The sequence below is a fragment of the Candidatus Methanocrinis alkalitolerans genome (assembly GCF_029167205.1).
GTDB lineage: Archaea > Halobacteriota > Methanosarcinia > Methanotrichales > Methanotrichaceae > Methanocrinis > Methanocrinis alkalitolerans.
Genome location: NZ_JARFPL010000001.1, coordinates 17,902 through 44,661, shown reverse-complemented (window position 1 = coordinate 44,661; position 26,760 = coordinate 17,902). Strand labels below are relative to the sequence as shown.

Sequence of the window (26,760 nt, the reverse complement as noted above, 5' to 3'; positions counted from 1 at the left end):
GTGGGGTCCGTCATTCAGGGGGCGCCGTCCGTCGGAGGGGATGGGGGCGGATACCGTCGACGGCCTCGAGGCCGCTACGAGCTGAGCTCTATGAACTTGTCGTAGCACTCGACCGCCTTCCTGTACTGCCCCAGCTTGTAGAAGGTATCCCCCTTCCTGTTCCAGCTCCTCAGGTCCCTGGGATCGATGGCGATAGCCCGATCGTAGCTCGTCACCGCCTCAGAGTAACGGCCGAGGCCGTCGAGGGCAGTCCCCCTGAAATACCAGATATCGACGGAGTTGGGATCGATCTCCGACGCCCGGTCGTAGGACTCGACAGCATCCTCCAGCCTCCCCAGGCTCTGGAGGAGAAGACCCCTCTCAAACCAGACGGGACCATCGGCAGGGTCGATCTCCGACGCCCGGTCGTAACTCTCGAGCGCCTCGGCGTACCTCTTCATATCGCCGAGGAGCTGCCCCTTCCTCCTCCAGGGATCGAAGAAGGACGCATCGACCTCCACCGCCCTCCCATAAGCATCGAGGGCCTCCTCCCTCCTGCCCATCTCCTCCAGGAGGGACCCCTTCTCAAACCAGGATCTAGCATCGTGGGGGTCGGCCTCGATGGCGCCGTCGTAAGATCGAATGGCCTCCTCGGGCCTCCCCAACGCCTCCAGGGCGGCCCCCCTGCCCCGCCATGCCTCGGAGCTGGCCGGATCGAGGTCGATCGCCTCATCGTAAGACGCGATGGCATCCTCAAGCCGCCCCAGCTTCTGGAGGGCAAGCCCCTTATCCGACCACCTTCCCGCATCCAGGGGATCGAGGGCGATGGCGCGGTCGTAAGACCCGACCGCCTCCTCCAGCCGCCCCACCCCGGCGAGCGCCGAGCCCCTCCCGATCCAGGACCCTTCATCCGACGGGTCGACGGCGATCGCCTCGTCGTAGCTATCTACCGCCTCCAGGTCCCTTCCAAGCCCCTGGAGGGCGAGCCCCTTGCCCCGCCAAGCGTCCTTATTTCGAGGATCGGCCCTCAGGACCGCTTCGAAGCTATTGAGGGCTTCGTCGTATCGCCCGAGCCGGTGAAGGGAGGACCCCTTGCCCAGGAGGGCGACGAGGTCCGAAGGATCTTCCTGGAGGGCCCTCTCGAAGGAGGCGACGGCGCCGTCGTAGCCCCCAAAGCCCATGAGGGCGGAGCCCCTCTCGCGCCAGACCCCGCTGTAATGGGGATCGATTTCGATGACCACGCCATAGCACTCGGCAGCCCTCCCGTAATCTCCGAGCCTCTGGAGTGCCGACCCCTTCTGGTACCAGGCCTTCGCCTCCAGGGGGTTGACCTCCAGAACCTTATCGTAACATTCCGCCGCTTCCGCGAACCTGCCCAGCTGGTAGAGGGCGTCTCCTTTCTCGTACCGATCGATCTCGATCACCCGGTCGTAGGAATCTATCGCCTCCTCGTACCTCTCCAGGCTGCTGAGGACGACCCCCCTGTTGTACCAGAGGGATACGTCCGTCGGTCTCGTCTTCAGGGCTTCATCGTAGGAATCCATCGACTCTTCAAACCTTCCCAGCTGGTAGAGGGCGAGCCCCCGGGGCCCCCACGCCCCCTCATAAGAGGGGTCGATCTCCAGGGCCCGGTCGTAGCTATCGACGGCCTCCTCCAGCCTGCTGGCGTTGTAGAGGAGAAAGCCCCTCTGGTACCAGACTTCGGGATCGCCGGGGTTGACGGCGATCGCCCCGTCGTAAGATTTGACGGCTTCCTCGTATTCCCCGATGCTGGCGAAGGCGTCGCCCCTCCCGCGCCAGGCGTCGATCCGAGAGCCGTTTATGGAGATCGCCTCACTGTAAGCGTCCGCAGCCTCCCGGTACCGTTCCAGCCTGGTGAGGGCGACCGCCTTGTTGAACCAGCCGTTCTCGTAGCCTGGGTCTGCCCCTATCAGCTCGTCGTAACAGCCGACCGAATCGTTGTACCTTTCGAGGCTGTAGAGGGTGCTGCACCTGTTGTTCAAAAAGTCCGTCCGTCCCGGATAGATCGAGAGGGCCTCGTCATAACAGTCCAGAGCCTCCTGGTACCTCTCCAGCCGTCCCAGGGCGAGCCCCTTGTTGTACCAGGCGTCACCGTTCGCCGGGTCGCTCTCCAAAACCCTCTCGAAACAGTCTATCGCATCCTGGAACCTGGCCATGGCATAGAGGGCGAGACCCTTATTGAACCAGACGCCATCATAGGCGGGATCGATCTCTATCACCCGGTCGTACGCCTCCACCGCCTCATCCGGGCGGGCGAGCCGATGGAGGACGACGGCCTGGTTATACCAGCCGTTCGGATAACCTGGATCGATGGTCACGGCCCTGGAGTAACAGCTGAGCGCCTCATCCAACCTGCCGAGGCTGAAGAGGGCGTTGCCCTTGCTGTTCCAGACGGCCGCGAGGGATGGATCGATCTCTAGTGCCCGGTCGTAAGACGCCATCGCCTCCTCAAACCTTCCCAGGCTGTAGAGGACGAGCCCCTTGTTGTACCATGCGGCGTGGTGGTGGGGATCGATATCCGAGGCGAAATCGTAGCTTTTGAACGCCTCGTCGTACTCACCCAGGCTCGCCAGGACGATCCCCTTGTTGTACCATATGTCGGCGCGGGAGGGGTCGATCTCTATCGCCCGATCGTAACACTGGAGGGCCTCATCGCTCCTTCCTAGGCTGAAGAGGGCGAAGCCCTTGCCGTGCCATGAGGCGACGTCCGATTCGTCGATATTGATGGCTAACTCGTAACATTCGATCGCCTGGTCATACCGTCCCATGCCGGAGAGGGCGAGCCCTTTGCTGTACCAGACTTCGGTCTGGGCCGGGTCGATGACGAGAGCCTCATCGTAAGATGCCACCGCCTCCCCGTACCTCCCGAGGCTGTAGAGAGCAAAACCCCTCGCCCGCCAGAGGTCGGGGCCGGATGAGTTGAACTCCAGGGCTCGATCGTAGCAACCTACAGCCTCCTCATACCTCCCGAGGCTGTGGAGGGCGAACCCCCGGCCGTACCAGATCCGGGGGTCTGAGGGTTCGATGGAGAGAGATCTGTTGAAAGATTCGGCGGCGGCGTCAAACCTTCCCAGGTCGCTCTCGATGTACCCCTTCAGATTCCAGGCGTCAGGATAGGCGGGATCGATGTCCAGAGATTTGTTGACATAAAGGAGAGCGAGATCGTAAGAACCGCTGGAGTAGAAGGTTATCGCCTTGCCGAGCCACCCCCCCGGCTCATCGTCTCCGGCGACAGGAGGAGAGAAGACGAGGAAGACGATGAGGATCGGGAGGGCCCAGGACTTCATGTCAAGGTGAATCGTTCTGGATATCGATATATTTTGTGGTTTGGAGGAGGCGTCCTTCCTGTTCCAGGAGCTTGGCCATGAGAATGGCGTCACTTCCGGTCCCGTAGTACCCCTCCAGGAGGGAAGCCTCCCGGTAGCCGAGCTTCTCGTAGAGGGCGATGGCCCCCCGGTTATCCACCGCCACCTCCAGGGTAACGGCCTCGACCCCCCGGGATGCCAGCTCCGCCTCCAGCACCTCCATCAGACTTTGGGCCAGCCCCTCACCGCGCCGTCCTGGGATGACGTCCAGGGTTGCCACCTTCCCAAGATCGCCAGCCGCAAACCCCATGACGAAGCCGGCGAGTCCGCCGTCCTCGGCGACGAAGGTTAATCCCTCCTCCAGGAAGAAGGTGAGGACCTCTGCCGAGAAGGCCGCTTCTTCTGAGAAGCAGGCCCTTTCTGCGGCGAGGATCGAGGGGAGATCCCCCGCCAACCCCCTCTGGATCCTCATCTCTTCGCTGAAACCTCTTTGACGACCTCGGTGTAGGCGCCGAAGACGGAAGGTATGTCGATGGTGCCGACGACGTCTACGACCCCCATCGCCGCGATCACCTCGCCCCCCTTATCCCTTATGGGGGCGACGGAGACGGGGACGCCCTGATAGACGCCGCTTTTGGGGACGGTCCTCAACGCCTTTCCCGATGCCATCACCTCTTCGAGGACCGGTCCCGAGTACCCGTCGTCGAGGACCTCCCCCCCCTCCACCCTCACCCCAGGGACCATGAGGGACCTCAGAGTCACCGGAAGCCCCAGGATCTGGTTTGCGGCCAGGGCAATGGGGGCGAGGTCGGCGGGGCCCGACTTCTCAGATATTATAAGATCTGCCATGGGAGGATCTCGGGCTCTAATTGTTGATATAGTCTGCCCTCAGTCTGAACCTCAGTCTGAACCTCAGTCTGAACCTCAGTCTGAACCTCAGTCTGACCATCAACGTTTCGCCAGGAAACGCGCCTGGAACCCATGGTACTTAGAAAATCCCTCCGAGTCCCTCTGGCTCAGGGTCTGGCTGTCGAAGGAGACCATCTCCTGGTCGTATATGGCGTCCGGAGACCTCCTGCCCACGGGATAGGCCCTCCCGCAATATAGCTTCATCTTGACGACGCCGTTTACCCTCTTCGAGCTCTCGTCGACGAAGGCGGAGAGGTCGGCGTAGAGGGGGTCGTTCACAAGCCCCATGTACGCCAGCTCCGACCAGGCCTCGTCGACGGCGGCCTTGAACCGCAGCTCAGCCCGAGAGAGGACGAGCCGCTCCAGGTCCCGGTGGGCGTTGAGGAGGACCGTCGCCGCCGGATGCTCGTAGTTCTCCCTCGCCTTCAGGCCCAGGACCCTATCTTCGATCATGTCGGTCCTGCCGACGCCGTGCTCTCCAGCGATTCTGTTGAGCCTCTCGATCAGCTCGACGCCGCCGATCCTCTCACCGTCTAGGGCGACGGGAACGCCCTTCGAGAACTCGATCTCCACCTTCTCGGGGGGGACTCCCCTCTCTGGGGACTTGGTCCAGGCATAGATCTCCTCGGGAGGCTCGAAGAACGGGTCCTCTAGACGGCCTCCCTCGATGGACCGGGACCAGAGGTTCTCGTCTATCGACCAGGGCTTCTCCCGGGTTACGGGGACGTCGATCCCGTGATCTCTCGCATAATCGATCTCCCACTCCCGGCTGAGGTCCAGCTCGCGCATGGGCGCCACCACCCGCAGGTCCGTCGCCCTGAAGATCGCCTCAAACCTCAGCTGGTCGTTGCCCCTGCCGGTGCAGCCGTGCCCCAGGGCGTCCGCCCCCAGCTCTTCTGCGATCTCCACCGTCTTTCTCGCGATCAGAGGCCTTGCGATGGCGGTGCCCAGGACGTAGCCCTCGTAGGAGCCGTTGGCCTTGATGGCGGGGAATATGTAGTCCCTCACGAACTCATCCCGAGCATCGATGACGTAATGGCCGTCGCTCAGCTTTTCTGCCCTCTCATTTCCCCTCTCGATATCCTCCTTCGGCTGCCCGACGTCCGTCAGGACGGTTATCACCTCGTCGAAGCCGTAACGCTCCCGGAGGAGAGGGACGCAGACGGAGGTGTCGAGGCCTCCAGAATAAGCGAGGACTATAACTTCAGACAATCTAATATCACCAGGGGCCTACTCAGCGATCAGTTATTTTAACCCTTGCGTTCTGCGATCGATAACTCTATAACTCTCCGATCGAATTTTCCCCCGATGACCCCTCTACTGAAGACCACCGCCCTGACGGTGGAATACGACCAGGATAAGAGGATCCTCCAGGCCCGAGGAGCTATCTCGATGCTGGTCCAGCCAGCCCTCAACAAGATAAACCGGCGGCTGGCAGAGGAGAAGCCAGCCCTGGTGAGGGAAGGAGACATAGTAGCTTCCACCTGGCTTCCACCCATACCCAGCGGCCCCTTCAAGAGGCTCGTCCTCAGCGAGGCGAAGATCGCCATCGGCAGGTTCGTTCCCCAGACCGTCAGCATCGAGGTGACGAGAGAGTGCGGCTGCAGCTGCCATCACTGCCTGATCAAAGAAGGTGAGGGGGAGCTAGAGGCGGAGGAGATCCAGAAGGTCGTCGACGAGGCCCTCGACCTGGGGGCGAGCATCATCACCTTCACCGAGGGCGACCCCCTCCTCCGGGACGATATCTTCGAGCTGATCCGCTACGTCGACCCGGAGAGGGCGGTGGTGAACCTCTTCACCCCGGGGCTCGAGATGACCCCTGATAAGGCGAAGAGGCTGAAGGAGGCGGGGCTCTACAACCTGCTGATAGGGGTCTACAGCACCGATCCCACCGTCCATGACGGGATCAGGGGCGTCCCCGGCGCTCACGAGAAGGCGATAGAGGCGATAAAGATGGCTCTGGACGCCGGACTCCTGGTCACCATCTCAGTCCACGTCAAGGGCGACGGAGTCTCAGGGATCTTCGACCTCTACGACCTGGCAACGGATCTGGGGGTCCATGAGCTTTCGATATGGGAGGGGATGCCTAGATCTCCAGACGAAGGGCTCACCCAGATAGAGCGGGAGTCGATCCTCCGGTTCTACAGGAAGGTCAACGCCACCCCCGGCGGACCCCGGGTCTTTGCCAACACCTACTTCGAGGGGGAGATGCTGGGGTGCATGGCTGGACGCCGCTGGATCCACGTCGGTGTCGACGGCGGCGTCAGGCCATGTCCCTACATCGGCGAAGTCGTGGGAAACGTCCGGGATCGTCCCCTGAAAGATATATGGAAGGATATTCGAAGGTCGGGGGAGTTTGACGCTTTTAGGTCCGACTGCCCTGCCCAGAGTCTCCACCTTGGCCCATGAGATGCAGGCATAGAGTTCGGCGGAGGGGGGAACCGGATCGTCGGTGGGGCCTTCCCCGCCGAAGGATCAGCCGCCTCTCTTTCGGCGGGATCTCATCTGACGGCACCGATCTTCCAGAGCCATACTCGACCGCTTCTTTCCGATAGATGGAGAATCACTGCCATCGCATCCTCTCATATCAAAAGTCCAGACCATCGACTTTTAAGCCTATTCTCCTGCTGAGAAGGGCCATCCCCAATATCGGAAGGCATCGAAATTCCGATAAATCGGAGAAATTTACTTTCCATCGATGGCTATAAAAAAAGCGGTGGAAAATTATTAGTACATACATGATCATCTCTCCCGAGAGGATTGGGCATGAGAGTCATCAGAAGTCTAAAGATGAACTTTGCCGTTTGGATAAAATGGATCTTTGGTAAAAAAAGGGCCAGAATAGGCATATATGGGCCTCCCAACGCCGGAAAGACCACCCTCGCCAACAGGATAGTGAGGGACTGGAGCGGGGTCGAGACCGGCGGCATATCTCACATACCCCACGAGACGAGACGGGCTATGCGGACGGACGGCGTCATGATAAACACCAACGGATCCAGCGTCGAGCTGGACATAGTCGACACGCCGGGGATGGCTACCAAGATCGATTTCAGAGAGTTCATGGCTTACGGTCTCGAGGAGGAGGAGGCGAAGAGGAGGGCGAAGGAGGCGACGGAAGGGGTCATCGAGGCGATAAAATGGCTCGAAGACCTCGACGGCGTCCTTCTGGTGATGGACTCCACAGAGGACCCCTACACCCAGGTCAACGTCACGGTGGTGGGGAACATGGAGGCTAGAAAGCTCCCCCTTCTGATCGTGGCCAACAAGATGGATCTGCCCAGAGCCTCTCCTTCCAGGATAAAGTCGGCCTTCCCACAACACCCCTTAGTCACCATCTCCGCCCTGGAAGGCTCGAATATAGATGAGCTGTATACGGCCATAGCGAGGCACTTCGGGTGAGATGATGAGGGAAGTACAGATGGATCTGATCTCTGCCGAGAGGCTTGAGTCCATGTCCTCCATGGAGAAGATCCGGCTCATATTGAGCAAGGTCAAGAGAGGAAACATCGTGGTGCTGGAGCTGGGCCTGACCCCAGAGGAGGAGGTCAAGCTCATCGAGATGACGATGACCGAGATACGCCTCGACGAGTTCTCGGGGATAGAGATCGAGAGCTACCCGGTCAAGAACGAGTCGAACTTTTTCAACAAGATCCTGGGAAAGTCCGGGGTCAAGACGAGGATGACCGTCATCGGACCTGCAAACCAGCTCCGGACCATCGAGAAGGACAAGTACCAGATCAGCACCAAGGTCTCGGTCGGTGACTGATCAGCATGCCCCACATGTGTACCCGTTGCAAACGGGTCTTTGAAGACGGGATGGACGTCCTTGAGGGCTGCCCTGTCTGCGGCTGGAAGAAGTTCCTCTTCGTGAAGTCCAAAGATAAGATAAGAGAAGTAAGGAGTGCCCTGAAGGCTTCCGAGATCGGAGGACCCTACGAGCCCTGGCCTGAAGGGGACGATTCGCTCCGAAAGATCCTGAAGGCTGGGCCCCGACGAGACCGGGAGGGGGATCGGCCCAAAGATGAGAGGAGGGACGGCAAGGGTATACATAAGGCTAAGAAGAGTAGACCGGTCCGGAGAGATGGGCAGGATCAGAGGGCCAAAGGCAAGCTCGGATTTGTAGACCTGGATACCAGCAGGGACCAATCTGAGACCGCCGCCGGGAGATCTGATAAGGACCGGCACGATGAAGATAAGACCCTGGAGAGCATCAGGATGTCGGAGCCCGGCAGCTACGAGCTCAATCTTCCATCCCTCTTCGAGAGGGAGGAGCTGGTGATGGCCGTAAAAGAGGGGACTTACCTGATAGACCTCTCCTCAGCCTTTAAAAAGTCCAAAAAGGAGTGAAACAGGTCACTCGTCCGGGTCGCCCCGCTCCACCTCGACGACCATCTTCTTCCATTGTGGGTCCACCCCCCGGAGGGACCCGGCCACCCCCGAGACGACCTTCTCCATCACCTCCTGGGTGAAGTGGTTCATGGGTATCGTCTTCCCGTCCACCACCAGCGTGACCTTCAAGATTCACCGCCCCCATAGAAGACGATTATATCCACCCCTCGCCCTTCCGACCGCTTCAGAGGAGGGGTTCAAGCTCCTCCGAAGATCATCTGTTGCGGCGTGTATATCGCCGGCTGCCCTATGGCGAAGGGCATGGTATACCGGGTGACCTGAGAAGAGGTCCTGTTGCTGACGGAGATCGAGAAGCTGGGGGTGACGGTGACGGGCCTGGAGGCACCCAGCTCCACGGGCTGCATCCCGGAGGCGCCGGTGAAGGTGCCGAAGGACCTCCCCAGGGTCCTCACGTCCACGGCGTCGGTGGTGGCCCTGGGAGCTTCCCTTGTGTACTTTATGATCACGGGGGTCATGGTGGACTTAATCTCCGCCTTTTTGCCCAGAGTGCTCAGATCGATCGGAGTTCCAGCGGCTGAGACCATGCCCACCAGGAGCATGGTGGCCAATATAGCCATCAGAATTATTTTCATGGATAACCTAACCTCCCTGTTACTACGATCCGGGTCTTTGAATTATTACCATTTATTCCTTTTGATGAAAGGCTCCAGAAGAAGCTTAGTTACCGGCGTAAAGGCGGATCGCCTCCACCAGGTGGGATCTGATCCACCTCTCGCCCTGATATCCGATGGCGCTCTGCCATGCGACCTCCGAGCCATCCACCCCGAAGACTCGGGTCAGAAATACCGTCAGAGGGACTGTCCTGGGACTTCCGGCAGGATCGTATAAGGCAAGTCCAGCCCAGGACTTTTCTGGATCGCGTTCGTACAGCAGATCCACGTAGGCCACTTCATCGCCGAGATCCGCGAGGACTTTTTTTAGATCGGCCTCCTGTCTTTTGCAGGCGGGACAGTTGGTCAGATGGACGAGTATGATCACAGGCGTCTCATTCAGGGGTTCGAGGGCCCAGGAGGGGTGTTCGACGGCAGATCCGGCAATAGGATGTCGATCAGGATAACCGATCCACCAACCTTCAGGGCCCCATCCCGCCCCACCATCCGACCCAGCTCCAGGGACGGCGAAGACCAGGACCGAGGCGACCAGGAAGGCCCACAATCCCAGATCCGCCATATCCTCGGGTTTTGTCGGCGACAAGGCTGTAACATCTCCCACCGGATACATCACCATCATCAGATTTATCTTCTTTCCCGCCTTCCCGACTTCATGGCCGACTCTGATTCGCCATGTCCGCGGAATAAAGGGCGGACGATCTATCGAGATCGAAGGGGCGGACGGAGTCGTTAATAGCAAACCATCAAGGAGGATGCATCTCATGGGAAACTATAGAAGTTCAATACGGATTCTCGCAGCGGTCCTGGCGACCGCTGTAGCCCTTTCGGGGGGAGCGTTCGCCGGCTGTGCTAGCTGTGGAGGAGGTGGAACGTGGTCGTCAGGTCTATCGTTCATAGGCGCGAGCATGGAAGGCGCAAGCTCTATGGAGTCAGCCTCAGCAACCGCCGGGGGTGCGGTACAGAACCTGCCTTCATCGGCGATCACCGCGAGAGCCCTCTACGAAGACAGGATGGGGGAGAAGAGGCTGGTGATGGCTTACGCCGGCGTTCCCGGCGATGAATCTTACATCGAGGGATCGATCCACCTGCCCCTCGACCAGGTATTCCACACCGACGACAGCCTCAAGTCGCCGGCGGAGATCGCCGCCATCTTCGGGGCGGCCGGGATCTCCGAGGACGATCCTCTGGTGATTTACGGCGACTCTTTCGTCAACGGATACGACACCTTCGCCTTCTGGGTGATGAAGTACCTGGGCCACCAGGACGTCCGCCTCCTGGAGGGGACCAAGGGAGGCCGCAAGGCTGCGGGGCTACAGTTCGTCGAAACCTCCACCCCTCGAGCCCCTGAGACCTACAGCCCGAACCCCAACCTCGACCTCTTCGCCTCCGCCGACGAGCTGGCGGGCCACCAGTTGGTAGACCCAAGGACCGCTGCCGAGTACAACGCCGGCCACCTGGACGGGGCGATACACATCGAATATTCCAGGGTAATGGGCTCAAACGGCCTTGCGAGCTCCCAGGCCTTGGCCCAGGCGTTCGGGGGCCTGGACAAAGACCAGCAGGTGGTCGTCTACTCCAGCAAGGGAGGGGTGGCCTCGATGGTGTGGTACCCCCTCTATTCCATGGGGTACGATGCGGCCCTCTCGATCTTGACCTGAAGGAACAGATAGAGGGAGAGGGGAGATGAGGAGCTGGATGTCGTACCGATCCCGCCCGGATCTCCGAGCCGCCACCCCTCAAAGAGGCCAGAAGAGGAGGATCAGGGGGACGGCGGCGAGGGCGGCGACGACGCTCAGGGGGAGGCCGAGCCGCCAGTAGTCCCCGAACTGGTAGCCTCCCGGACCCATCACCAGGGTATTGGACTGGTGGCCGATCGGCGTAAGAAAGGCGCAGGATGCGCCGACGGCTACGGCCATCAGGAAGGGGTCGGGCGAGAGCTCCAAGACCCGGGCGGCATTGACGGCGATGGGGGCCATTATCACCGCCGCTGCGGCGTTGTTGACGATGTTCGTCAGGATCATAGTCCAGGCGAGGAGGGCCGCCAGGATCACCGCAGCCGGGAAGGGGCTCATAGCCTGAAGGAGGGCGGCTGAGATCGTCTCCGCCCCTCCGGTGCTCTCCAGGGCCGCTCCGACGGGGATGAGAGCGCCCAGGAGGAATATGATCGGCCAGTCGATGCTCTCGTACGCCTCGTGGATCGTGAGGACCCCGGCGAGGACCATCCCCAACGCCGCCGATGTGAAGGCGATCTCCACGGGGAGGATCCCCGCGGCCGTCGCCCCGAGGGCAGCTCCGAAGATCGATAGAGGCACTGCCGCATTCTTCTGGCGCCTCCCAAGCTTCATACCCCGCTCGGCCAGAGGGAGGCAGCCCAGGGATTCCAGAACCTCGGGTATCGTCCCCGACGGCCCCTGCATCAGGAGGACATCCCCCGGCTGGAAGGCGATCTCGCTGAGCCTCTCCGCCAAGACCTCCCCCCGCCGGGCGACGGCTATGAGGTTCATATCATACCGCTGGGCGAGAGATAGGCTCCTCGCCGTCTCCCCCAACATCGGGGAGTCGGTGGCGACGACCGCCTCGATAAGCCCGATCTCCTTGGAGATGAGCGCCTTCTTTCCGACCCTCATACCTCCCAGGAGCTCAAACCGGCCCCACTTCAGGAGCGATTTTATATTTTCGGCAGAAGTTTCCACCGCCAGGATGTCCCCCGGCTCCAGGACCTCGTCTCCGGCGGGCATGGGGATCCGGATATCGCCCCGAACGAGGCCCAATATCTGCATATCCGATACAGGGGCCTGCTTCAGAAGCCGGAGCCTCTTTCCTGCGACCTTCGACCTGCTGGATACCCATATCTCGGTGATGTAGTTCTCGATCTTGAAGAGGTCCTCCTTCGAGGATCGCCCCTTCCTCTGGGGGGTCAGCTTCCAGCCGAAGATCCATATGAAGAGGAGGCCTGCCAGAAGGACCCCTGCTCCGACGGGGGTGAAGTCGAACATCCTGAACGGTTCGCCCACCACCTTGGCCCTGTAGGAGGCGACTATGATATTGGGCGGAGTGCCTATGAGGGTCAAGAGGCCACCGAGGAGGGACCCGAAGGCCAGGGGCATCAGTAGGGCGGAGGGAGGATTGCCGGTCCTCCGGGAGACGCGGAGGCTCACGGGGAGGAGGATCGCGAGCGCACCCACGTTGTTCATGAACCCGGATAGGACCGCCACGAGACCCGTCAGCGACCGCACCTGCCGCTTCGTCGAATCTTTGGGGCTGGTGATCGACCTCTGGATCTGATCGACGATCCCGGAGTTGAGGAGGGCCCTGCTGACGATGAGGATCGCGGCTACCGTCACCACCGCCGGATGGGCGAAGCCCGAGAAGGCCTCGTTCCAGGGTACGACCCCAGATATCGCCGCGGCGATGAGCGCCATCATCGCGACGATGTCGTACCGCCACCGCCCCCAGATGAAGAGGAGGAGGGTGAGTCCCAGAATGCCGAATATCAGGAGCTGTTCTGTCCCCATCGCCACCAGATCGTCCCCCAACAATTCTTGATCATATAATTCTTTTAGAATTTATATTTTTTTGATGGCTGGAGAGGAGATCGATCCTCACCCATTCCCGTCGTTCCCGCCGGTCCGGTCCATCCAGTTCACCCGCTGAAGGGCCAGACCAATACGATGAGGGGGATAGAGACGACGGCTATGACCATCTCCATGGGCAGCCCCATCCTCCAGTAATCTCCGAACTGGTACCCACCTGGGCCCATCACCAGAGTATTGGACTGATGTCCGATCGGCGTAAGAAAGGCGCAGGATGCTCCTATGGCGACGGCCATCAGGAAGGGATCCGGGGAGAGGTTCATGAACTGGGCGACCCCAAGGCCGATAGGCGCCATCAATACCGCTGCCGCGGCGTTGTTTACTATATCCGATAGGAACATGGTGATGACAAGGAGCATCGCCAGGGATACGACAGGGGTATAGTTTCCGGATACGGCAAGGATGCTCTCAGCGATGAGGCCTGCGCCACCCGTCGTCTCAAGAGCCCGTCCCACGGGGATCATGGCCCCCAGAAGGATTATCACGGGCCAGTCTATAGAGGTGTACACCTCCCTCAGGTTGAGGATCCCCCCCATCACCATAGCCACCGCCGCCAAAACCACGGCGATCTGGACGGGGAGGAGGCCTGCGGCCACCGCCAATATCGCCGATCCAAAGATCGCGACGGATAGGACTATCCGCCTCGTATGGGCGAGGCGGAGCCCCCGCTCCGCCAGGGGGAGACACCCCATGGTGCTCAACACCTCCGGCAGGACCTCCCTCGGTACCTGGATGAGGAGGACGTCGCCTGGCTGAAACCTGACCCGTCCCAGCCGCTTATGGAGCTGGACGCCGTGGCGGGCGACCCCTACGAGATTGACCCCGTACCGCCACCTCATATTAACAGACCTCGCCGTCCTGCCTATCAGTCTCGAATCGGTCTTGACGACCGCCTCAACTATATCCATATCCTCTGAGCTGAGGGCCTCCTCGCCGAGCTTCTTCTCCTCGCCGAGCTTGAAACCGGTATCGTCGAGGAAGATCTTCAGCTCATCGGCGTCCGACTCCACCAGGAGGATATCCCCGGGCATCAGAGGATGGAAGATAGAGGGCGACGCAATTTTCATCTCGCCGCTCTGAAGACCGAGAACCTGAAATTCGGCCTTGGAGACCTCCCTCACCTCCTGGAGGGTCTTACCCGCGAGCTTCGCTCTCTCAGGGACCAGGACCTCGGTGAGGTAGTTCTCTATCTCGAAGAGCCTCTCCTTGGATGAAGGAGACCTGCGGGCTGGAACGAGCCTCCAGCCTATCATAGATATGAACAGCCACCCTGCAACAGCCACCCCCAGTCCGACGGGGGTGAAGTCGAACATGCTGAAGGGCTCGCCGACGCTCTCGGCCCTGAAGGTGGCGATTATGATATTGGGAGGGGTTCCGATCAGGGTCAACAGTCCTCCAAGAAGGGATCCGAAGGCTAGGGGCATCAGAAGGATCGATGGGGAGTTGCCGCTTTTGATCGCCATCCTGACGCCGACGGGGAGGAGGAGGGCCATGGCGCCGACGTTGTTCATGAAACCGGATAGGAGGGTTATGAGGCCGGTGAGGGAGGCTACCTGGCGGGTCGGGGAGTCCCCCGCCCGGGAGAGCCACCCCGCCATTACGTCGATGACACCCGAGTTCAAAAGGCCCCGGCTGGCGACGAGGACGGCGGCGACGGTGATGACGGCGGGATGGCCGAAGCCGAGGAATGCCTGGTCCCAGGGGACGAGGCCGACGATGGCGGCGGTGAGGAGGACGAGGAGAGATACTATGTCGTAGCGCCATCGACCCCAGACGAAGAAGATGAGCGCCAATAGAAGGACGCCGAAGATCATGACCTGATCTCCGGTCATCCCGAATATCAGAATCTCATCTCCGGCCATCACCCAACAAATTATGGGGGAATGAGATTTATAGGTTTGGCCCGAGGGCGCCTGACGCCGCCGCCCGAGGCTATGGCAATCCGTCTGACGAGAGCTGCAGCACTTTCGGAGAAGTTGATATAAGCACTCTCGTCGTTGCTCGCTTTCTTCACCATGGAGGAGCCGATTCTAAGAGAAGCCTACTTCTTGTCGAGAACTTTTATAATATGATAGCCGAAGTCGGTCTTCACCGGCCCCAGGACCTTCCCCTTATCCCCCTCGAAGGCGGCCCTCTCGAACTCGGGGACCATCTTCCCCTTCCCGAACCATCCGAGGTCGCCCTTGTTCTTCCCTGAGGGGCAGTCGGAGTACTTCCGGGCCATCTCGGCGAAGCTCTCGCCCTTGTGGATCTTATCGAGGACCTCCTTCGCCTTCTTCTCCGTTTTTACGAGTATGTGGGCGGCATGAACCTGTTTGGTCATGGATGGGTCGTTGGCGGGGCGGGATAAAAAGGTTCTCCGGGACTACTGTATCCGACGCCATTATTTCTCCCTCGTCTCCACCGGCGAGGAGAAACCTCAGAGGTCCCGGGATCCGCCCCTCCCTCCCCTCATCTCCTGGATGACCCCGGTCATCCTCGCCGGACGGCCTCTCTCGTCCCATGATACCACCTTACCCCGGCCCCAAATCCAGACCCAGCGCCCGTCTTTAGACCTCATCCTCTGTTCGGTCTCACAGTAAGGGGTCAGCCCGTCGAGGTGATTCCTCAAGGCCTGCTTTACCCTCGCATGGTCGTCGGGATGGACGAGCCGGTCCCAGATCCCGAGGCTGGCCTTCAGCTCCTCGACGGAGTACCCCAATATCTCGCACCATTTATCGCTGAAAGCCTCCTCCCCCGTCGCCAGGTTCCAGTCCCAGACCGCAAGGTTGCCCCCCTCTACCGCCAACTTCAGCCGTTCCTCGCTCTCTTTGAGAGCTTCTTCGACGAGCCTCTGTTCGGTAACGTCGATGCTGACGCCAAGGGCTGCCCGCATCCGCCCCGACTCGTCGAAGAGGGGGTGGGTCGAGAAGAGGGCGGGAAACCTCTCGCCGTTCTTTCGTACCAGGGTCATGAGCCCAGAAAAGCCCCGGCCCCCCTCCCTCATCTGCCGGTGTACCTCGGGGAAGAGGGCCACATCCTCAGGGAGATGAAGCCTTGAGACCGCCCCCCCCACCATCTCCTGGCGACTATAGCCGAAGATCTTCTCAGCCCCGGGGCTGAACTCCAGGACGGTGGGGTCTGGGTCGGTGGCATCGGTTATGACGAAAGCGACCTCCGCCGCCTTGAAGATGGCCCGAAGCTCCTCCTCGCTCCTCCGGAGATCTTCCTCGGCCTGGAGGCGAAAGATGGCGTTTCCCGTCATGGCGGCGATGGTCTCCAGGCCGCTACGTCTCTGGTGAGGGATCTCATCTGAGGCGTGAGTTCCTACGCTGTAGTAGCCCACCACCTCGTTCTCATGGTGGACCGGGACTACGGCCATGGCCCGGAGCCCCTCCCGCTCCCGGGCCTCCTGGAGGGGGAGGTCCTTATCTTGATATCGGATGTATATGGACCTCTTGGCCCTCGCGATCAGCGACGTCCCCGGACTTCGCCTCCTTTTGGATATCTCCTCGACGAACTCAGAAGAGAACCCGGTGGAGTAGCGGATGACGAAGCTTCCGGAGGTTCTGTCCAGAAGGTACATCGTCCCGCAGTCGGCCTCCGAGACCTCCATAGCTGCATCGACGCAGAGCTTCAGGGCTGCCGATAGAGAGGTCGCCCCGGAGAGCTCCAGGGCCAGCACCCTCTCTATCTGATCCTCCCTCCTGGCCCTCTCGCGATCTGCTGCCTGCCGGATCTGATGGGTCAGCTCTGCAAAGAGGACCTTCGGATCGCCGCCCTTTTGTATGTAGTAGTCGACGCCGGAGTTGAGCGCCTCGATCACCACCTCCTCCCGGCTTTTTCCCGTGAAGAGGATGAAGGGGATATCGAGCTTCCGGCCTCGTACAGCCTTCAGAAAAGTGATGCCGTCCATCTCCGGCATGGCATAATCGGATATGACCACATCATAAGGGTCCGCCACTCCCTCAAGCCTTAAAAGCGCCTCGAGGGCAGATCCCGCGGCGTCGACGGCGATATCGCCGGACCTCTCCAGGAAGATCCGGGTGAGCTCCAGAAGGGTGGGGTCGTCGTCGACCAAAAGAACCCTGATCATATGCGGCCTCCGACGAGCTCTGGGGTACGACGCCCAGAGGACAGACCGAAATATGACCTGAACCTGTGATGGTGGGCATCGATGATGAGACGGCGAATCAGAAGCCCCATGATTTTGCCTTCTGGGCGGGTTTATCCCTATGGCGATCTATCGTTCGGAGGACGAGGGATGTGATTAGGAGGCGCACGACTCGGCTTTTTGATCTCGCGGCCTCACTCGCCCTTCTCCTGGACGGCGGTGGCCATCTCTCGCCCCAGGGGGGAGTCGGGGCCGACGTCGTAGACCTCCCCCTTGATGAAACTCTCCAACATCTCCCTCGCCACGTGGTCGGGATACTGTATCGGCGGATGTTTCATGGTGTAGGCCGATATCTCGATGAGGGGCCCGCCGACCTTCCTGTCGATGGCCATCTTACAGACCCTTATGGCGTCGATGGTGGACCCGCCGCTGTTGGGGGAGTCCTCTACGGAGAGCCGGAGCTCGAGGTCGATGGGCACGTCGCCGAAGATCCGCCCCTCCATCCTCAAAAAGCAGATCTTGTTGTCCTTCTGCCATGGGACGTAGTCAGAGGGTCCGATGTGGATGTCGTCGGCCATGAGGGGGATGTCGAGGACCGACTGGACCGCCTCCGTCTTGGAGATTCTCTTGGACTTGAGACGCTCCTGGTTGAGCATATTCAAAAAGTCGGTGTTTCCGCCGGTGTTCAGCTGGTAGGTCCGGTCGAGCTTGCATCCCCGATCGGTGAAGAGCTTGGCCAGGGTCCTGTGGACTATGGTGGCGCCTATCTGGCTCTTGACGTCGTCGCCTACTATGGGGACGCCCGCGTCCTTGAACTTCTCCGCCCAGACGGGATCGGAGGCTATGAATACCGGCATGCAGTTGACGTAACCCACTCCGGCATCCAGGGCCGCCTGGGCATAGAACCTGCTCGCCTCCTCCGAGCCTACGGGCATGTAGTTGATGAGAACCTCGGCGCCGCTATCTTCCAGCTCAGCCACCACGTCGCAGGGCTCGAGGTCGGAGACGACGAAGGTCTTGTTCTCGTCGTAAGAGGACATGTGAGGAGCGACCCCGTCCAGGACCGGCCCCTTCTTCACCACAACTCCCATGAAGGGGACGTCGGGATAGAAGGACTTGGTGCAGTTTGGCGGGGCGAAGATGGCATCGCTGACGTCCTTTCCCACCTTTCTTTCGTCGATGTCGAAAGCCGCCACCACATCTATGTCGCCGGGGCTGTATCCTCCGATGGACCGATGCATCAGCCCTATACAATTTTCATCATCAGAAGTTTTATAATATTCAATCCCTTGGATGAGAGAGCTGGCGCAGTTGCCGAGGCCGGCAATCGCTAATTTTATTTTTTTCAACCTCATCGCCTCCCGAATTCACCTGAAGTAGTAAAACTTAACGTGATACCGAGTATGCTACATTTCTATTAGATAAACCTATAGGCCATTTCGACCCCAAAATTTGGGCTTCATGCGGCCGTCTGAAGCTAATTTCTTTCATATCGGCAGCGAAAGATATCCGCCGGAAAAATGGATTGATTATATCGCCCCATCCGAAGGACACCCTCTCCGGTCCGCTCCCGCCTCCAAGCCGAAGATAGGGTCTATAACCCCCTAAAAAGATCCGGTCCGGGGATAGGAGCCGAGGACCTTTGTGATGGCGGCCCTCTTTTTTATCCGAGCCAGCGCCTCCTCGACGAGGGGGTCGGAGACGTGCCCCTCGAGGTCGATGAAGAAGTAGTAGTCGCCGAGGCCCATCTTGCTGGGGCGGGACTCGATCTTGGTGAGGTTGATATTTCGGATCGCAAACTCCCCCAGGACCTCCCAGAGGGCGCCGGCCTCGGCCCTCTCCAGGTATATGGCGAGGGAGGTTTTATCAAAACCCGTCGGCTCCGGTGCCACCCGGCCGACGACGGCAAACCTCGTGACGTTCTCGTCTGAGTCCTGGACGTTTCTATCGATGACCGCAAGGCCGTACCTTTCCGCGGCCTCGGCATCGGCGATCGCCGCCATCTCGGAGAACTCCTGGGCGAGCCGCGCGGCGTGGCTGGTGGAGCCGGTGGTCCTCAGCTCCGCCTCGGGGAACCGGCGTTTGAGGTAGCCCCTGCACTGGGCGAGGGCCTGAGGGTGGGAGAGGATCACCTTCACCTCCCCGGGACTTCCCAGGCCCAGGAGGCAGTGCCTAACCCGGAGGTTTATCTCGCCGATGATCTGTACATCTCGGCCCAGGAGGGAGTCGAGGGTCTGGCCCACCGATCCCTCCAGGCTGTTCTCCAGGGGGACGACCCCGATATCCAGATCGCCGCTCTCGACGGCGGCGATAACCTCCTCGAAGTCCCGGAAGTATCGGATATCGCCGTCAGGCATAAGCCTTTTAGCCGCCTTCTCCGAGAAGGTCCCCTCCGGCCCCAAAACCCCGACGGCTCTCTTCATCTGATATTTCATCTTCCATCTCTCAGGAGCTCTCTTGCCCTGTCGACGTTGATCCTCTTTTCCGCCGCCATCTTCGATGCGATCAGCTCGATCTCGTCGCCGATCGCCCCCGCCTCGACGGCGACGTTCCTGGCGTGAAGCGACATGTGGCCCCTCTGGATCCCCTCCGTCGCGAGGGCCCGGAGGGCCGCGAAGTTCTGGGCGAGGCCCACCGAGGCGAGGACCCTCCCCAGGTCGTCGGCTGAGACGATTCCCAGAACCTTCAGGCTCGCCCTAGCCACGGGATGGACCCTTGTAGCGCCGCCGACGGTCCCGACGGCAGCCGGAAGCTCGATGGATCCGACGAGGTCTCCGTCTCTGTTCTTCTCGAATACCGATAAAGACCGATAGGCACCGCCTCTTGCGGCGTAGGAGTGGGCCCCCGCCTCGATGGCCCTGGTGTCGTTTCCGGTGGCCATCGTCACCGCCGTAACGCCGTTCATGATTCCCTTGTTGTGGGTGGCGGCCCGATAGGGGTCGACCTCGGCGAGGGCGGACGCGAGGATGACGCCGTCCACGACCTCCGCCCCTCCGATCTCCTCGGCCAAAAAGACCGCCCGGGCCCGGGCGAGCCGCAGGTCGGCGAGGTTCGATATGATCCGCAGGTATACCCTGCCGCCGGTGATCTCCTCGATGAAGGGGGCGAGTGCCTCGGCCATGGTGTTGACGGCGTTGGCGCCCATGGCGTCCCTGCAGTCGACGAGGAGGTGGACGACGACCATGGGACCTTTCCTGGTGGTGACGACCTCCGCCTCGATGCCGACTACCCCTCCGCCGTGGCTGACGAGCATCGGGTCCCTCTCGTTTGCCCTAGCCGCGATCTCTGAAGACCGGGCGAGGATCGTCTGCCTCGCCCCGCAAGGGTCGTCGACCCCCGTCACCTGGATTATGGCCCTCATGACGGGCCGGGTGCTGCTGGTGACAAATCCGCCGCCTGAGCGGGCCATCTTCGCCCCATTGCTTGCGGCAGCGATCACCGAGGGCTCCTCCGTCGCCATGGGGATCAGGACCTCCCGGCCGTCTATGACGAAGTTGGTGGCTATCCCCAGGGGGATGGCGAATAGGCCGACGACGTTCTCCACCATCTTGTCGGCCTGGTGGAGGGTGAGGCCACCGGTCTCGATCGCCTCCACCTCGTCCCCGGAGAGGTCTGCGCTCTCCGCCACCATCTTGAGCCGATCCGAAGCGGAAAGACTGTATAACCCCGAAATTCTCGACGTCTTCAAATAAACTACCTCCAAAATGCCCAGCGATGAGAAGGCTCGTCCCCGGAGGGGAAAAACTTTATGCCGGGCTGCACTTCTTTTTTATGTGTCAGGATCATCGCCCCTCAGGATCGGAGAGGAGATCGGAAAGCTGGAAGAGGCGGTGGGGAGGCTCAGCCCCGTCCAGAAGATGCTCCTGGGGACCGACGGCTCCGTCACCTGCCTTCTGGAGGTGGTCACAGGAAGCCCCGTCGAGATCGAGACGATCGTCCAGAAGGTGATGGCCGCCGATGAGGCGACCGCCCGGGAGCTGGAGATAGATCCGGGGGACGATGTAAACTACAGGGTGGTGAAGCTAAAAAGCTCCGCCTCCGGGGAGACCCTCATCCATGCCACCTCCCGGACCCCCATAAAGCGGCTCGAAGACCGATTTCGCGCCGACCTGATGCGGGCGGACGTCCCCATCGGAACGATCTTAAAGAAGCACAGGATCGAGTCGAGGCGCGACCTATTGAGGGTGAGGTCCCTGGAGGACGGGGAGGAGATGAGGGGGATCTTCAAGGTTTTCTCCACCGAGCCAATGCTATCGAGGGACTACAAGATCATAAGGCACGAAAGGCCCCTCATGTCCATCACCGAGACCTTCCCCTACAACAAATTCCAGGATAGGTCCAGGGTGGTCGTAGAGACCCCATCCCGGATCCACCTGACCCTCACGGATATGGCCGGGGACCTGGGCAGGGTCGACGGCGGCGTGGGGGTGGCGCTGGAGGAGCCCACCATCGTGGTGGAGGCTGAGAGGAGCGAGGAGCTCCGCGTCAGAGGCGAGAACGCCCATAGAGCTATGGCGGCGGCCGAGGCGGTGATGAAACGGTTCGACCTTCCGGGCGCCGATATTAGAATAAGGTCCTGCTACCAGCAACACGTCGGCCTCGGAGCCGGAACCCAGCTCGCCATGGCGGTGGGCAGAGCCCTCTGCGAGCTCTATGGCACGACGGCATCCGCCCGGGATATCGCCGTGGCCGTCGGGAGGGGCGGCACCAGCGGTATTGGGGTCGCGGCCTTCGAGAGGGGCGGGTTCATAGTCGACGGCGGCCACTCCTTGGGCCCCGGTAAAGATAAGATCGACTACCGCCCCTCCTCCGCCTCCGCGGGGGTCGGACCTGCGCCGGTGATCATGCGAGGAGAGGTCCCTGATGACTGGATATTTCTTCTCGCGACGCCGAAGGTACCGAAAGGTGCCTTCGGCCAAAGAGAACTGGACGTCTTCGGGACCTATTGTCCCGTCCCGAAGGGTGAGGTCGCAGAGCTCTGCCGCGAGATCATAGTGAGGATGATGCCGTCGGTCCTGGAGGGGCAGATCGAGAGCTTCGGCGATGCTGTGAACAGGGTCCAGGAGCTGGGGTTCAAGAGGGTGGAGGTGGAGCTCGCCCATCCCCTCGTCAGGACCATCATGGAGGAGATGAGGACGGCGGGGGCCGCCGGAGCGGGTCTCAGCTCCTTCGGGCCGACTGTCTACGCCGTCGCCGACTCCAACACAAGGGAGATAGAGTCGGCGGCGATGGATGTGATGAGGGATACCGGGGGCGATGTCTTGGTCACCAGGGCCCGGAACTCGGGGGCGAGGGTCAGGGTCGCCTGAATTTTCTGTTGTATAATTATACATTTGTATGCGAGATGATATAAGATGAGCGATATAGAAAGGCTTCTTGAACTTCTGAGCAACGCCCACGGGATCTCGGGGCGGGAGGGGTCTGTCCAGGATCTCATCCGCCAGGAGATAGCCCCTTACGTCGACGAGATCAGGATCGATAACCTCGGAAACCTCGTCGCCACCAGGAAGGGGGAGCGGCCGTCGGTGATGATCGCAGCCCACGTCGACGAGATAGGGCTCATGACCAAGTACGTCGACGAGAAGGGATTTCTGCGCTTTGTCACCATCGGCGGTTGGTTCGACCAGACGCTTCTCAACCAGAGGGTTATCGTCCACGCCGATTCGGGGCCGGTATACGGCGTCATCGGATCGAAGCCCCCCCACGTCATGAAGGACGACGATAAGAAGAAGCCCGTCGAGATCAAGGATATGTTCGTCGACGCCGGCTGCGCTGATGAGGAAGAGGCCAAGGCCCTGGGGATCAAAGCAGGAACCCCCATCACCATCGACCGAGCCCTGGCAAAGCTCGCCGGGGACAGGGTGACGGGCAAGGCCCTCGACAACCGGGCCGGGGTCGTAATGATGATCGAGGCGTTGAAGCGAACGAGGTCGAAGTCCACGATATACGCCGTGGGGACGGTCCAGGAGGAGGTGGGGCTGAAGGGGGCGAGGACGTCCGCCTTCGACCTGCGTCCCGACGTCGCCCTCGCGACGGACGTCACCATCCCCGGAGACCATCCGGGGATCGAGAAGAAGGACTCGGCTCTTGAGATGGGGAAGGGGCCGGTCATCACCATCGCCGACGCCTCGGGGCGGGGGATCATCACGACGGAGAAGGTCGTCTCCTGGCTCGCCGAGACGGCGGGGGAGTTCGAGATCCCCGTCCAGATGGACGTCTCAGGAGGCGGGACCACCGACGCCACCGCCATACAGCTGACCCGAGAGGGGATTCACACCGGGGTGATCAGCGTCGCCACCCGGTACATCCACTCTCCCGTAGAGGTCCTGAGCATCAAGGACGTCGATGCCTGCGCAGAGCTTATAGCCCGGGCCCTGGAGACCGCCCCTCGATACTTCAAAACAGAGGAATAGGGGCGACATTCCTTTTTTTCTCTTCAATTTCGATCTCGATGACCTCGATGTATATCGATATACGGCCACCTATAGGATGACCAAAATGATCCAAAAAAGTGTCGAAAACGTCCTCTGCCGAGAGGACGTCTATCCGCCGATCTAGCTGCCGCCTATCAGGCTGATTACCGTATAGGCGAGGATGGTGCCGACGACGAAAACAACCGCAAAAGCTGGCCAGACTATGCTGGCTGCGGCCATCGCTTCTACTGCTGCCATCTTAAATCATCTCACTACGAGGACGGGGCAGGTTGCCCAGTAAAGGACCTTCTGGACGACGCTTCCGATGAGGAGCTTTGTAACGCCGCTCTCACCATGGCTGCCCATTACGATCAGATCGACCTCTTCGGTCCTGGCGATGTCGACGATCATGTTGGCTGGCGCGCCGGACTTGACCATAGTCTCGGCGGAGACGCCCGCCTCATCGGCCATCTTCTTGATCTCGGCCACCGCCTTCTCTCCGCTGGCCTGGAGCTTGGCTTCGATATCCTTCTTGTCAGCTCCCAGCTGCCTGACGGCGCTGGCCACCACTACCTCGTTCACTATGTAAACTCCGAGCACCTTCGCGCCGATCGCCTTAGCCAGGTCTACGCCCTGCTGGACTGCGACCTTGGACTTTGCGGAGCCGTCTGTAGCGACTAGAATCCGATCGTACATTTTATTACACCTCTTTATCTCCCTACAACCTTCTGGACCTTTTAAGTCTATCCACCGCGCCTTTGATATAAATAGGTATCTTTCCGATACCGGCATCTGGAAGCCTTATAAAGTGCGAAAGGGCCGTGGTACGACCCCATCATCTCACCACCATCACCGTCGTCTCAGACCAGTTCAGGACCTTCTGGGCGACGCTTCCGATCAGATTCGAGGTGATGCCGCCTTCGCCGTGGCAGCCCACGAGGATCAGGTCGGCGCCTTCTATCGCCGCGGTCTCCAGGATCCTGAGGGCCGGGTCCCCCTCCCTGATGAGGGGATCGACCCGAACGCCGGAGTCCTCGCCCATCTTCGTCGCCTCCATGACGATCTCCTCGGCAGAGTCCTTGAGGGTCCTCCTAAGATCCTCTTCGGTGAAGCCCCTGCCTACGAGAGCGGCGATCGCCTTTGAGATGGCCATCTCGTTTATCACGTTGAGGACTACAACCTCGGAGCCGAGGGACTTCGCGAGCTTCATCCCCCCCCTCTCGGCGGCCTTCGATACCTCGGATCCGTCGGTGGCTATGAGGATCTTCCTGTACATACGGGACGCTCCCTTTGACGCCTACCCATTGGACCGCAGGATCCTCAACGCCAGGTGGGCGGCGTTCTCGCCGTTGTCGATCCCCACGCAGGCGACGGGAACCCCCGGCGGCATCTGGGCGATGGCCAGGAGGGCGTCAAGCCCCCCGAGCTTCGCGCTCACCGGAACCCCGATCACAGGCCTATCGGTCCGCGAGGCGATGACGCCCGGAAGGGCGGCGGATAGGCCGGCGACGGCTATGAAGATCTTCGCATCCGTCTCCTTTATGTACCGGTCCAGCTCGTCGGGGTTTCTGTGGGCGGACAGGACCTTCTCCTCAAAGGCGACCCCCTTCTCCCCGAGGACCCGGAGGACCTTATCCACCACGGGCTTGTCAGATCTGGACCCTGATATTACGGCTACTTCGGTCATATATCCCAAACCCCAAAGGTTCGCGAAATGGCTCTAAGGGAGATTATTATCCCCCAGAAGCTCGTGCTGTTTTTCCAGGCTCATCCTGATGAGGGTCGCGAATATCTCCTTTATCGCTCCCGGGTCAAGCCCCAGCTCTGTGGCCATGTCAAGAGCCCTCTTCATCACCAGAATCTCCTGATTTTTGTCCTCGATCCCCGCACCAAGAGCCCTCTTGGCCTCGAAGATATCTTCAGCAAGCCTCACCCGCTCGTCTATCAGCCTTATTATCTCCTGGTCAACTCTCTCTACATCTGCGCGAAGATCTTCCAGGCTCATGATCGCCACCTCACGGCCAATGATGAGCCGATGTTGTTAACCTCTGTCCTTATGACCCTTCCGCCCAGATCGAGCCACGCCGACTCGACGCCCTCCGCCATATCGTCTTCTGCCAGGGCTGCATAGGCGGGGCCGGTTCCCGATAGGCTCGCCCCCCCGGCTCCGGCGGCGAGAGCCGTGAAGATGGGGTCGGCGGAGAGGTTCAGGGCGGTGCAGTAGACGAGGCCGTTGAGGGTCATGGCCCGAGAATAATCTCCGGCCAGGGCGAGCTCGAAGATCAGGTCGGCGATGGGGGAGAGGAGCCTCGACCTTGCGACGTCCGTATCTCTCGAGAAGATCTTCTCCTCGGGGACGAGGAGGAGGACCTCCGACTCCAGGGCCTCCCTTTTGAGAAGGGACATCTTCCGGTTGTCGGTGACGACGAAGCCCCCCAGCATTGAGGCCGCGGCGTCGTCGAAGGCGCCGGTGATGGTGACCCCTGCGGCCCTCGCCGCCTCGACCCCGATCCTCGTCGCCTCCAGGGGGTCGATCACCTCTCCCAGGGCGTCGAGGGTCGCCATGACTGCGGCGTTGGCGGCGGCGCTGCTGCTCTTCAGCCCCCGGGCGAGGGGTATATCGCTCTTTGTCCTGACGACCCCACCGGCTTCGACGCCGAACCGCTCCAGGACCAGCTCCACGGACCTGACGATGAGGGAGTCGTCGATGCCGGGGACGTCCCCCCTGATGCAAAGCGAGTCGTCGAGGACGACCTCGGCGGAGGTATGGAGGTCGATCCCGAAGGCGGAGCCCTTCCAGTTGGCGACGGCGTTGAGGACCGTCGCCGCCCCCAGGGCCGTCGCCCTTCCCCTCCGGCTCAAGATAACCCCGTCTCGATGAGGGTCTTCAGCTTGGAGAGGTCTCCGGCGACGCCGTCGTTGCCGCTCTTGGCGTACTTCTCGATGAGCTTATCGAGCATCTCCAGCTCCGAGACCGCGGAGCTGAAGACCGGCTCGTAGCTTCCGAGCATGTAGAGGGGGATGACGACGGCGCCGCCCCTCGTCGTGGGAGAGGACAGGTCGTTTACCACCACGACGAAGGTGTAGGATCGGTAGCCTAGGCCGGCGGCGATGTTCTTTGCGAGGCTTCCTATCTGCTGGATCCTCCGGGTGGAGAGGTTCTTGTAGGCCGCGACGGAGTCCTTGTACTCGACGAACATGAGAGCTTCATCGGTCCAGAGGAGGGCGTCGTACTCGACGATGGCGACGGAGTTCTTCTGAGCCACCACGTTGAAGAGGACGCCGCGGCACCAGGAGAGGTTCAGGTTTATCCTGAAATCCAGCTCCGTATCCTGGACGGTCCGGGACTTCAGGACGTAAGGGTCACTCCTCAGCTCTATCATGGCTGAGAAGACCGCTCCAGCGGTTAAAGGATTTTCGTAT

27 protein-coding genes are annotated in these 26,760 nt (G+C 60.8%); 7 read left to right on the top strand and 20 right to left on the bottom strand.

Going from position 1 to position 26,760, the window contains the following annotated elements; genetic code table 11:
• Nucleotides 1-74 precede the first annotated feature (74 nt).
• The 4 genes from P0O24_RS00225 to P0O24_RS00210 form a co-directional block, all read right to left on the bottom strand.
• On the bottom strand, nucleotides 75-3,287 hold the full coding sequence (locus P0O24_RS00225; RefSeq protein ID WP_316967724.1) for a tetratricopeptide repeat protein: 3,213 nt from the start codon (nucleotides 3,285-3,287) through the stop codon (nucleotides 75-77).
• A 1-nt stretch (nucleotide 3,288) separates the two neighbouring features.
• Nucleotides 3,289-3,777 (bottom strand): GNAT family N-acetyltransferase, encoded by a 489-nt coding sequence (locus P0O24_RS00220; protein WP_316967723.1) that lies wholly within the window; start codon nucleotides 3,775-3,777, stop codon nucleotides 3,289-3,291.
• On the bottom strand, nucleotides 3,774-4,154 hold the full coding sequence (locus P0O24_RS00215; RefSeq protein ID WP_316967722.1) for a DUF2111 domain-containing protein: 381 nt from the start codon (nucleotides 4,152-4,154) through the stop codon (nucleotides 3,774-3,776). Before P0O24_RS00215 ends, P0O24_RS00220 begins: the two co-directional genes overlap by 4 nt.
• 99 nt (nucleotides 4,155-4,253) lie before the next feature.
• The gene (locus P0O24_RS00210) at nucleotides 4,254-5,426 is read right to left on the bottom strand and encodes an argininosuccinate synthase (protein ID WP_316967721.1); all 1,173 of its coding nucleotides are present in this window, start codon (nucleotides 5,424-5,426) and stop codon (nucleotides 4,254-4,256) included.
• Nucleotides 5,427-5,522: 96 nt separating this feature from the next.
• On the opposite strand from P0O24_RS00210, the gene P0O24_RS00205 reads away from it, so the two are divergent.
• From P0O24_RS00205 to P0O24_RS00190, 4 genes are all read left to right on the top strand, one after another.
• On the top strand, nucleotides 5,523-6,623 hold the full coding sequence (locus tag P0O24_RS00205) for a radical SAM/SPASM domain-containing protein (RefSeq protein ID WP_316967720.1): 1,101 nt from the start codon (nucleotides 5,523-5,525) through the stop codon (nucleotides 6,621-6,623).
• A gap of 357 nt (nucleotides 6,624-6,980) precedes the next feature.
• Complete coding sequence (locus tag P0O24_RS00200; protein WP_394356627.1) at nucleotides 6,981-7,616, top strand: Era-like GTP-binding protein; 636 nt, start codon at nucleotides 6,981-6,983, stop codon at nucleotides 7,614-7,616.
• Between the two features lie 4 nt (nucleotides 7,617-7,620).
• Nucleotides 7,621-7,983, top strand: coding sequence for a DUF2073 domain-containing protein (locus P0O24_RS00195; RefSeq protein WP_394356634.1), 363 nt, complete (start codon nucleotides 7,621-7,623; stop codon nucleotides 7,981-7,983).
• Nucleotides 7,984-7,988: 5 nt separating this feature from the next.
• Nucleotides 7,989-8,564 carry an OapC/ArvC family zinc-ribbon domain-containing protein gene (locus tag P0O24_RS00190; RefSeq protein WP_316967717.1) on the top strand — a complete coding sequence of 192 codons (576 nt, stop codon included), beginning with the start codon at nucleotides 7,989-7,991 and terminating at the stop codon, nucleotides 8,562-8,564.
• Nucleotides 8,565-8,570: 6 nt separating this feature from the next.
• On the opposite strand, the gene P0O24_RS00185 is transcribed toward P0O24_RS00190, so the two are convergent.
• The 3 genes from P0O24_RS00185 to P0O24_RS00175 all read right to left on the bottom strand — a co-directional run bounded on the left by P0O24_RS00185 (nucleotide 8,571) and on the right by P0O24_RS00175 (nucleotide 9,857).
• Nucleotides 8,571-8,735 (bottom strand): hypothetical protein, encoded by a 165-nt coding sequence (locus P0O24_RS00185; protein WP_316967716.1) that lies wholly within the window; start codon nucleotides 8,733-8,735, stop codon nucleotides 8,571-8,573.
• Between the two features lie 68 nt (nucleotides 8,736-8,803).
• On the bottom strand, nucleotides 8,804-9,199 hold the full coding sequence (locus P0O24_RS00180; RefSeq protein WP_316967715.1) for a hypothetical protein: 396 nt from the start codon (nucleotides 9,197-9,199) through the stop codon (nucleotides 8,804-8,806).
• 85 nt (nucleotides 9,200-9,284) lie between these two features.
• Nucleotides 9,285-9,857 (bottom strand): thioredoxin domain-containing protein, encoded by a 573-nt coding sequence (locus tag P0O24_RS00175; RefSeq protein WP_316967714.1) that lies wholly within the window; start codon nucleotides 9,855-9,857, stop codon nucleotides 9,285-9,287.
• A 142-nt stretch (nucleotides 9,858-9,999) separates the two neighbouring features.
• Between P0O24_RS00175 and P0O24_RS00170 the strand changes: the two genes are divergently transcribed.
• On the top strand, nucleotides 10,000-10,896 hold the full coding sequence (locus P0O24_RS00170; RefSeq protein ID WP_316967713.1) for a sulfurtransferase: 897 nt from the start codon (nucleotides 10,000-10,002) through the stop codon (nucleotides 10,894-10,896).
• A 78-nt stretch (nucleotides 10,897-10,974) separates the two neighbouring features.
• Here P0O24_RS00170 and P0O24_RS00165 read toward each other — a convergent pair whose 3' ends face one another.
• The 7 genes from P0O24_RS00165 to P0O24_RS00135 form a co-directional block, all read right to left on the bottom strand.
• The gene (locus P0O24_RS00165; RefSeq protein WP_394356632.1) at nucleotides 10,975-12,753 is read right to left on the bottom strand and encodes an SLC13 family permease; all 1,779 of its coding nucleotides are present in this window, start codon (nucleotides 12,751-12,753) and stop codon (nucleotides 10,975-10,977) included.
• A 128-nt stretch (nucleotides 12,754-12,881) separates the two neighbouring features.
• Nucleotides 12,882-14,663: an SLC13 family permease gene (locus P0O24_RS00160; RefSeq protein WP_394356631.1), complete on the bottom strand. Its 1,782-nt coding sequence runs from the start codon at nucleotides 14,661-14,663 to the stop codon at nucleotides 12,882-12,884.
• Nucleotides 14,664-14,872: 209 nt separating this feature from the next.
• Nucleotides 14,873-15,154: a peptidylprolyl isomerase gene (locus P0O24_RS00155; protein WP_316967710.1), complete on the bottom strand. Its 282-nt coding sequence runs from the start codon at nucleotides 15,152-15,154 to the stop codon at nucleotides 14,873-14,875.
• 96 nt (nucleotides 15,155-15,250) lie between these two features.
• Entirely contained in the window at nucleotides 15,251-16,906 is a 1,656-nt protein-coding gene (locus P0O24_RS00150) for a PAS domain-containing protein (protein ID WP_316967709.1), read from the bottom strand.
• 212 nt (nucleotides 16,907-17,118) lie between these two features.
• Nucleotides 17,119-18,273 (bottom strand): inositol-3-phosphate synthase, encoded by a 1,155-nt coding sequence (locus P0O24_RS00145; RefSeq protein WP_394356630.1) that lies wholly within the window; start codon nucleotides 18,271-18,273, stop codon nucleotides 17,119-17,121.
• A gap of 255 nt (nucleotides 18,274-18,528) precedes the next feature.
• Entirely contained in the window at nucleotides 18,529-19,347 is an 819-nt protein-coding gene (gene pheA, locus P0O24_RS00140) for a prephenate dehydratase (RefSeq protein WP_316967707.1), read from the bottom strand.
• Nucleotides 19,348-19,355: 8 nt separating this feature from the next.
• Nucleotides 19,356-20,612 carry a hydroxymethylglutaryl-CoA reductase, degradative gene (locus P0O24_RS00135; protein ID WP_316967706.1) on the bottom strand — a complete coding sequence of 419 codons (1,257 nt, stop codon included), beginning with the start codon at nucleotides 20,610-20,612 and terminating at the stop codon, nucleotides 19,356-19,358.
• An 85-nt stretch (nucleotides 20,613-20,697) separates the two neighbouring features.
• On the opposite strand from P0O24_RS00135, the gene P0O24_RS00130 reads away from it, so the two are divergent.
• Nucleotides 20,698-22,233, top strand: a complete 1,536-nt coding sequence (locus tag P0O24_RS00130) for a beta-ribofuranosylaminobenzene 5'-phosphate synthase (RefSeq protein ID WP_316967705.1) — start codon at nucleotides 20,698-20,700, stop codon at nucleotides 22,231-22,233.
• A gap of 45 nt (nucleotides 22,234-22,278) precedes the next feature.
• On the top strand, nucleotides 22,279-23,337 hold the full coding sequence (locus tag P0O24_RS00125) for a M42 family metallopeptidase (RefSeq protein WP_316967704.1): 1,059 nt from the start codon (nucleotides 22,279-22,281) through the stop codon (nucleotides 23,335-23,337).
• 264 nt (nucleotides 23,338-23,601) lie between these two features.
• Here the strand turns inward: P0O24_RS00125 and P0O24_RS00120 are convergent, their stop codons facing one another.
• From P0O24_RS00120 to P0O24_RS00095, 6 genes are all read right to left on the bottom strand, one after another.
• Entirely contained in the window at nucleotides 23,602-24,033 is a 432-nt protein-coding gene (locus P0O24_RS00120) for a universal stress protein (RefSeq protein ID WP_316967703.1), read from the bottom strand.
• Between the two features lie 139 nt (nucleotides 24,034-24,172).
• Complete coding sequence (locus tag P0O24_RS00115; protein WP_316967702.1) at nucleotides 24,173-24,613, bottom strand: universal stress protein; 441 nt, start codon at nucleotides 24,611-24,613, stop codon at nucleotides 24,173-24,175.
• 21 nt (nucleotides 24,614-24,634) lie between these two features.
• Nucleotides 24,635-25,024 (bottom strand): 5-(carboxyamino)imidazole ribonucleotide mutase, encoded by a 390-nt coding sequence (locus P0O24_RS00110; RefSeq protein ID WP_316967701.1) that lies wholly within the window; start codon nucleotides 25,022-25,024, stop codon nucleotides 24,635-24,637.
• Between the two features lie 33 nt (nucleotides 25,025-25,057).
• Complete coding sequence (locus P0O24_RS00105; protein ID WP_316967700.1) at nucleotides 25,058-25,342, bottom strand: chorismate mutase; 285 nt, start codon at nucleotides 25,340-25,342, stop codon at nucleotides 25,058-25,060.
• The gene (locus P0O24_RS00100) at nucleotides 25,339-26,199 is read right to left on the bottom strand and encodes a shikimate kinase (RefSeq protein ID WP_316967699.1); all 861 of its coding nucleotides are present in this window, start codon (nucleotides 26,197-26,199) and stop codon (nucleotides 25,339-25,341) included. Before P0O24_RS00100 ends, P0O24_RS00105 begins: the two co-directional genes overlap by 4 nt.
• Nucleotides 26,196-26,720, bottom strand: coding sequence for a hypothetical protein (locus P0O24_RS00095; protein ID WP_316967698.1), 525 nt, complete (start codon nucleotides 26,718-26,720; stop codon nucleotides 26,196-26,198). Before P0O24_RS00095 ends, P0O24_RS00100 begins: the two co-directional genes overlap by 4 nt.
• Nucleotides 26,721-26,760: the final 40 nt, after the last annotated feature.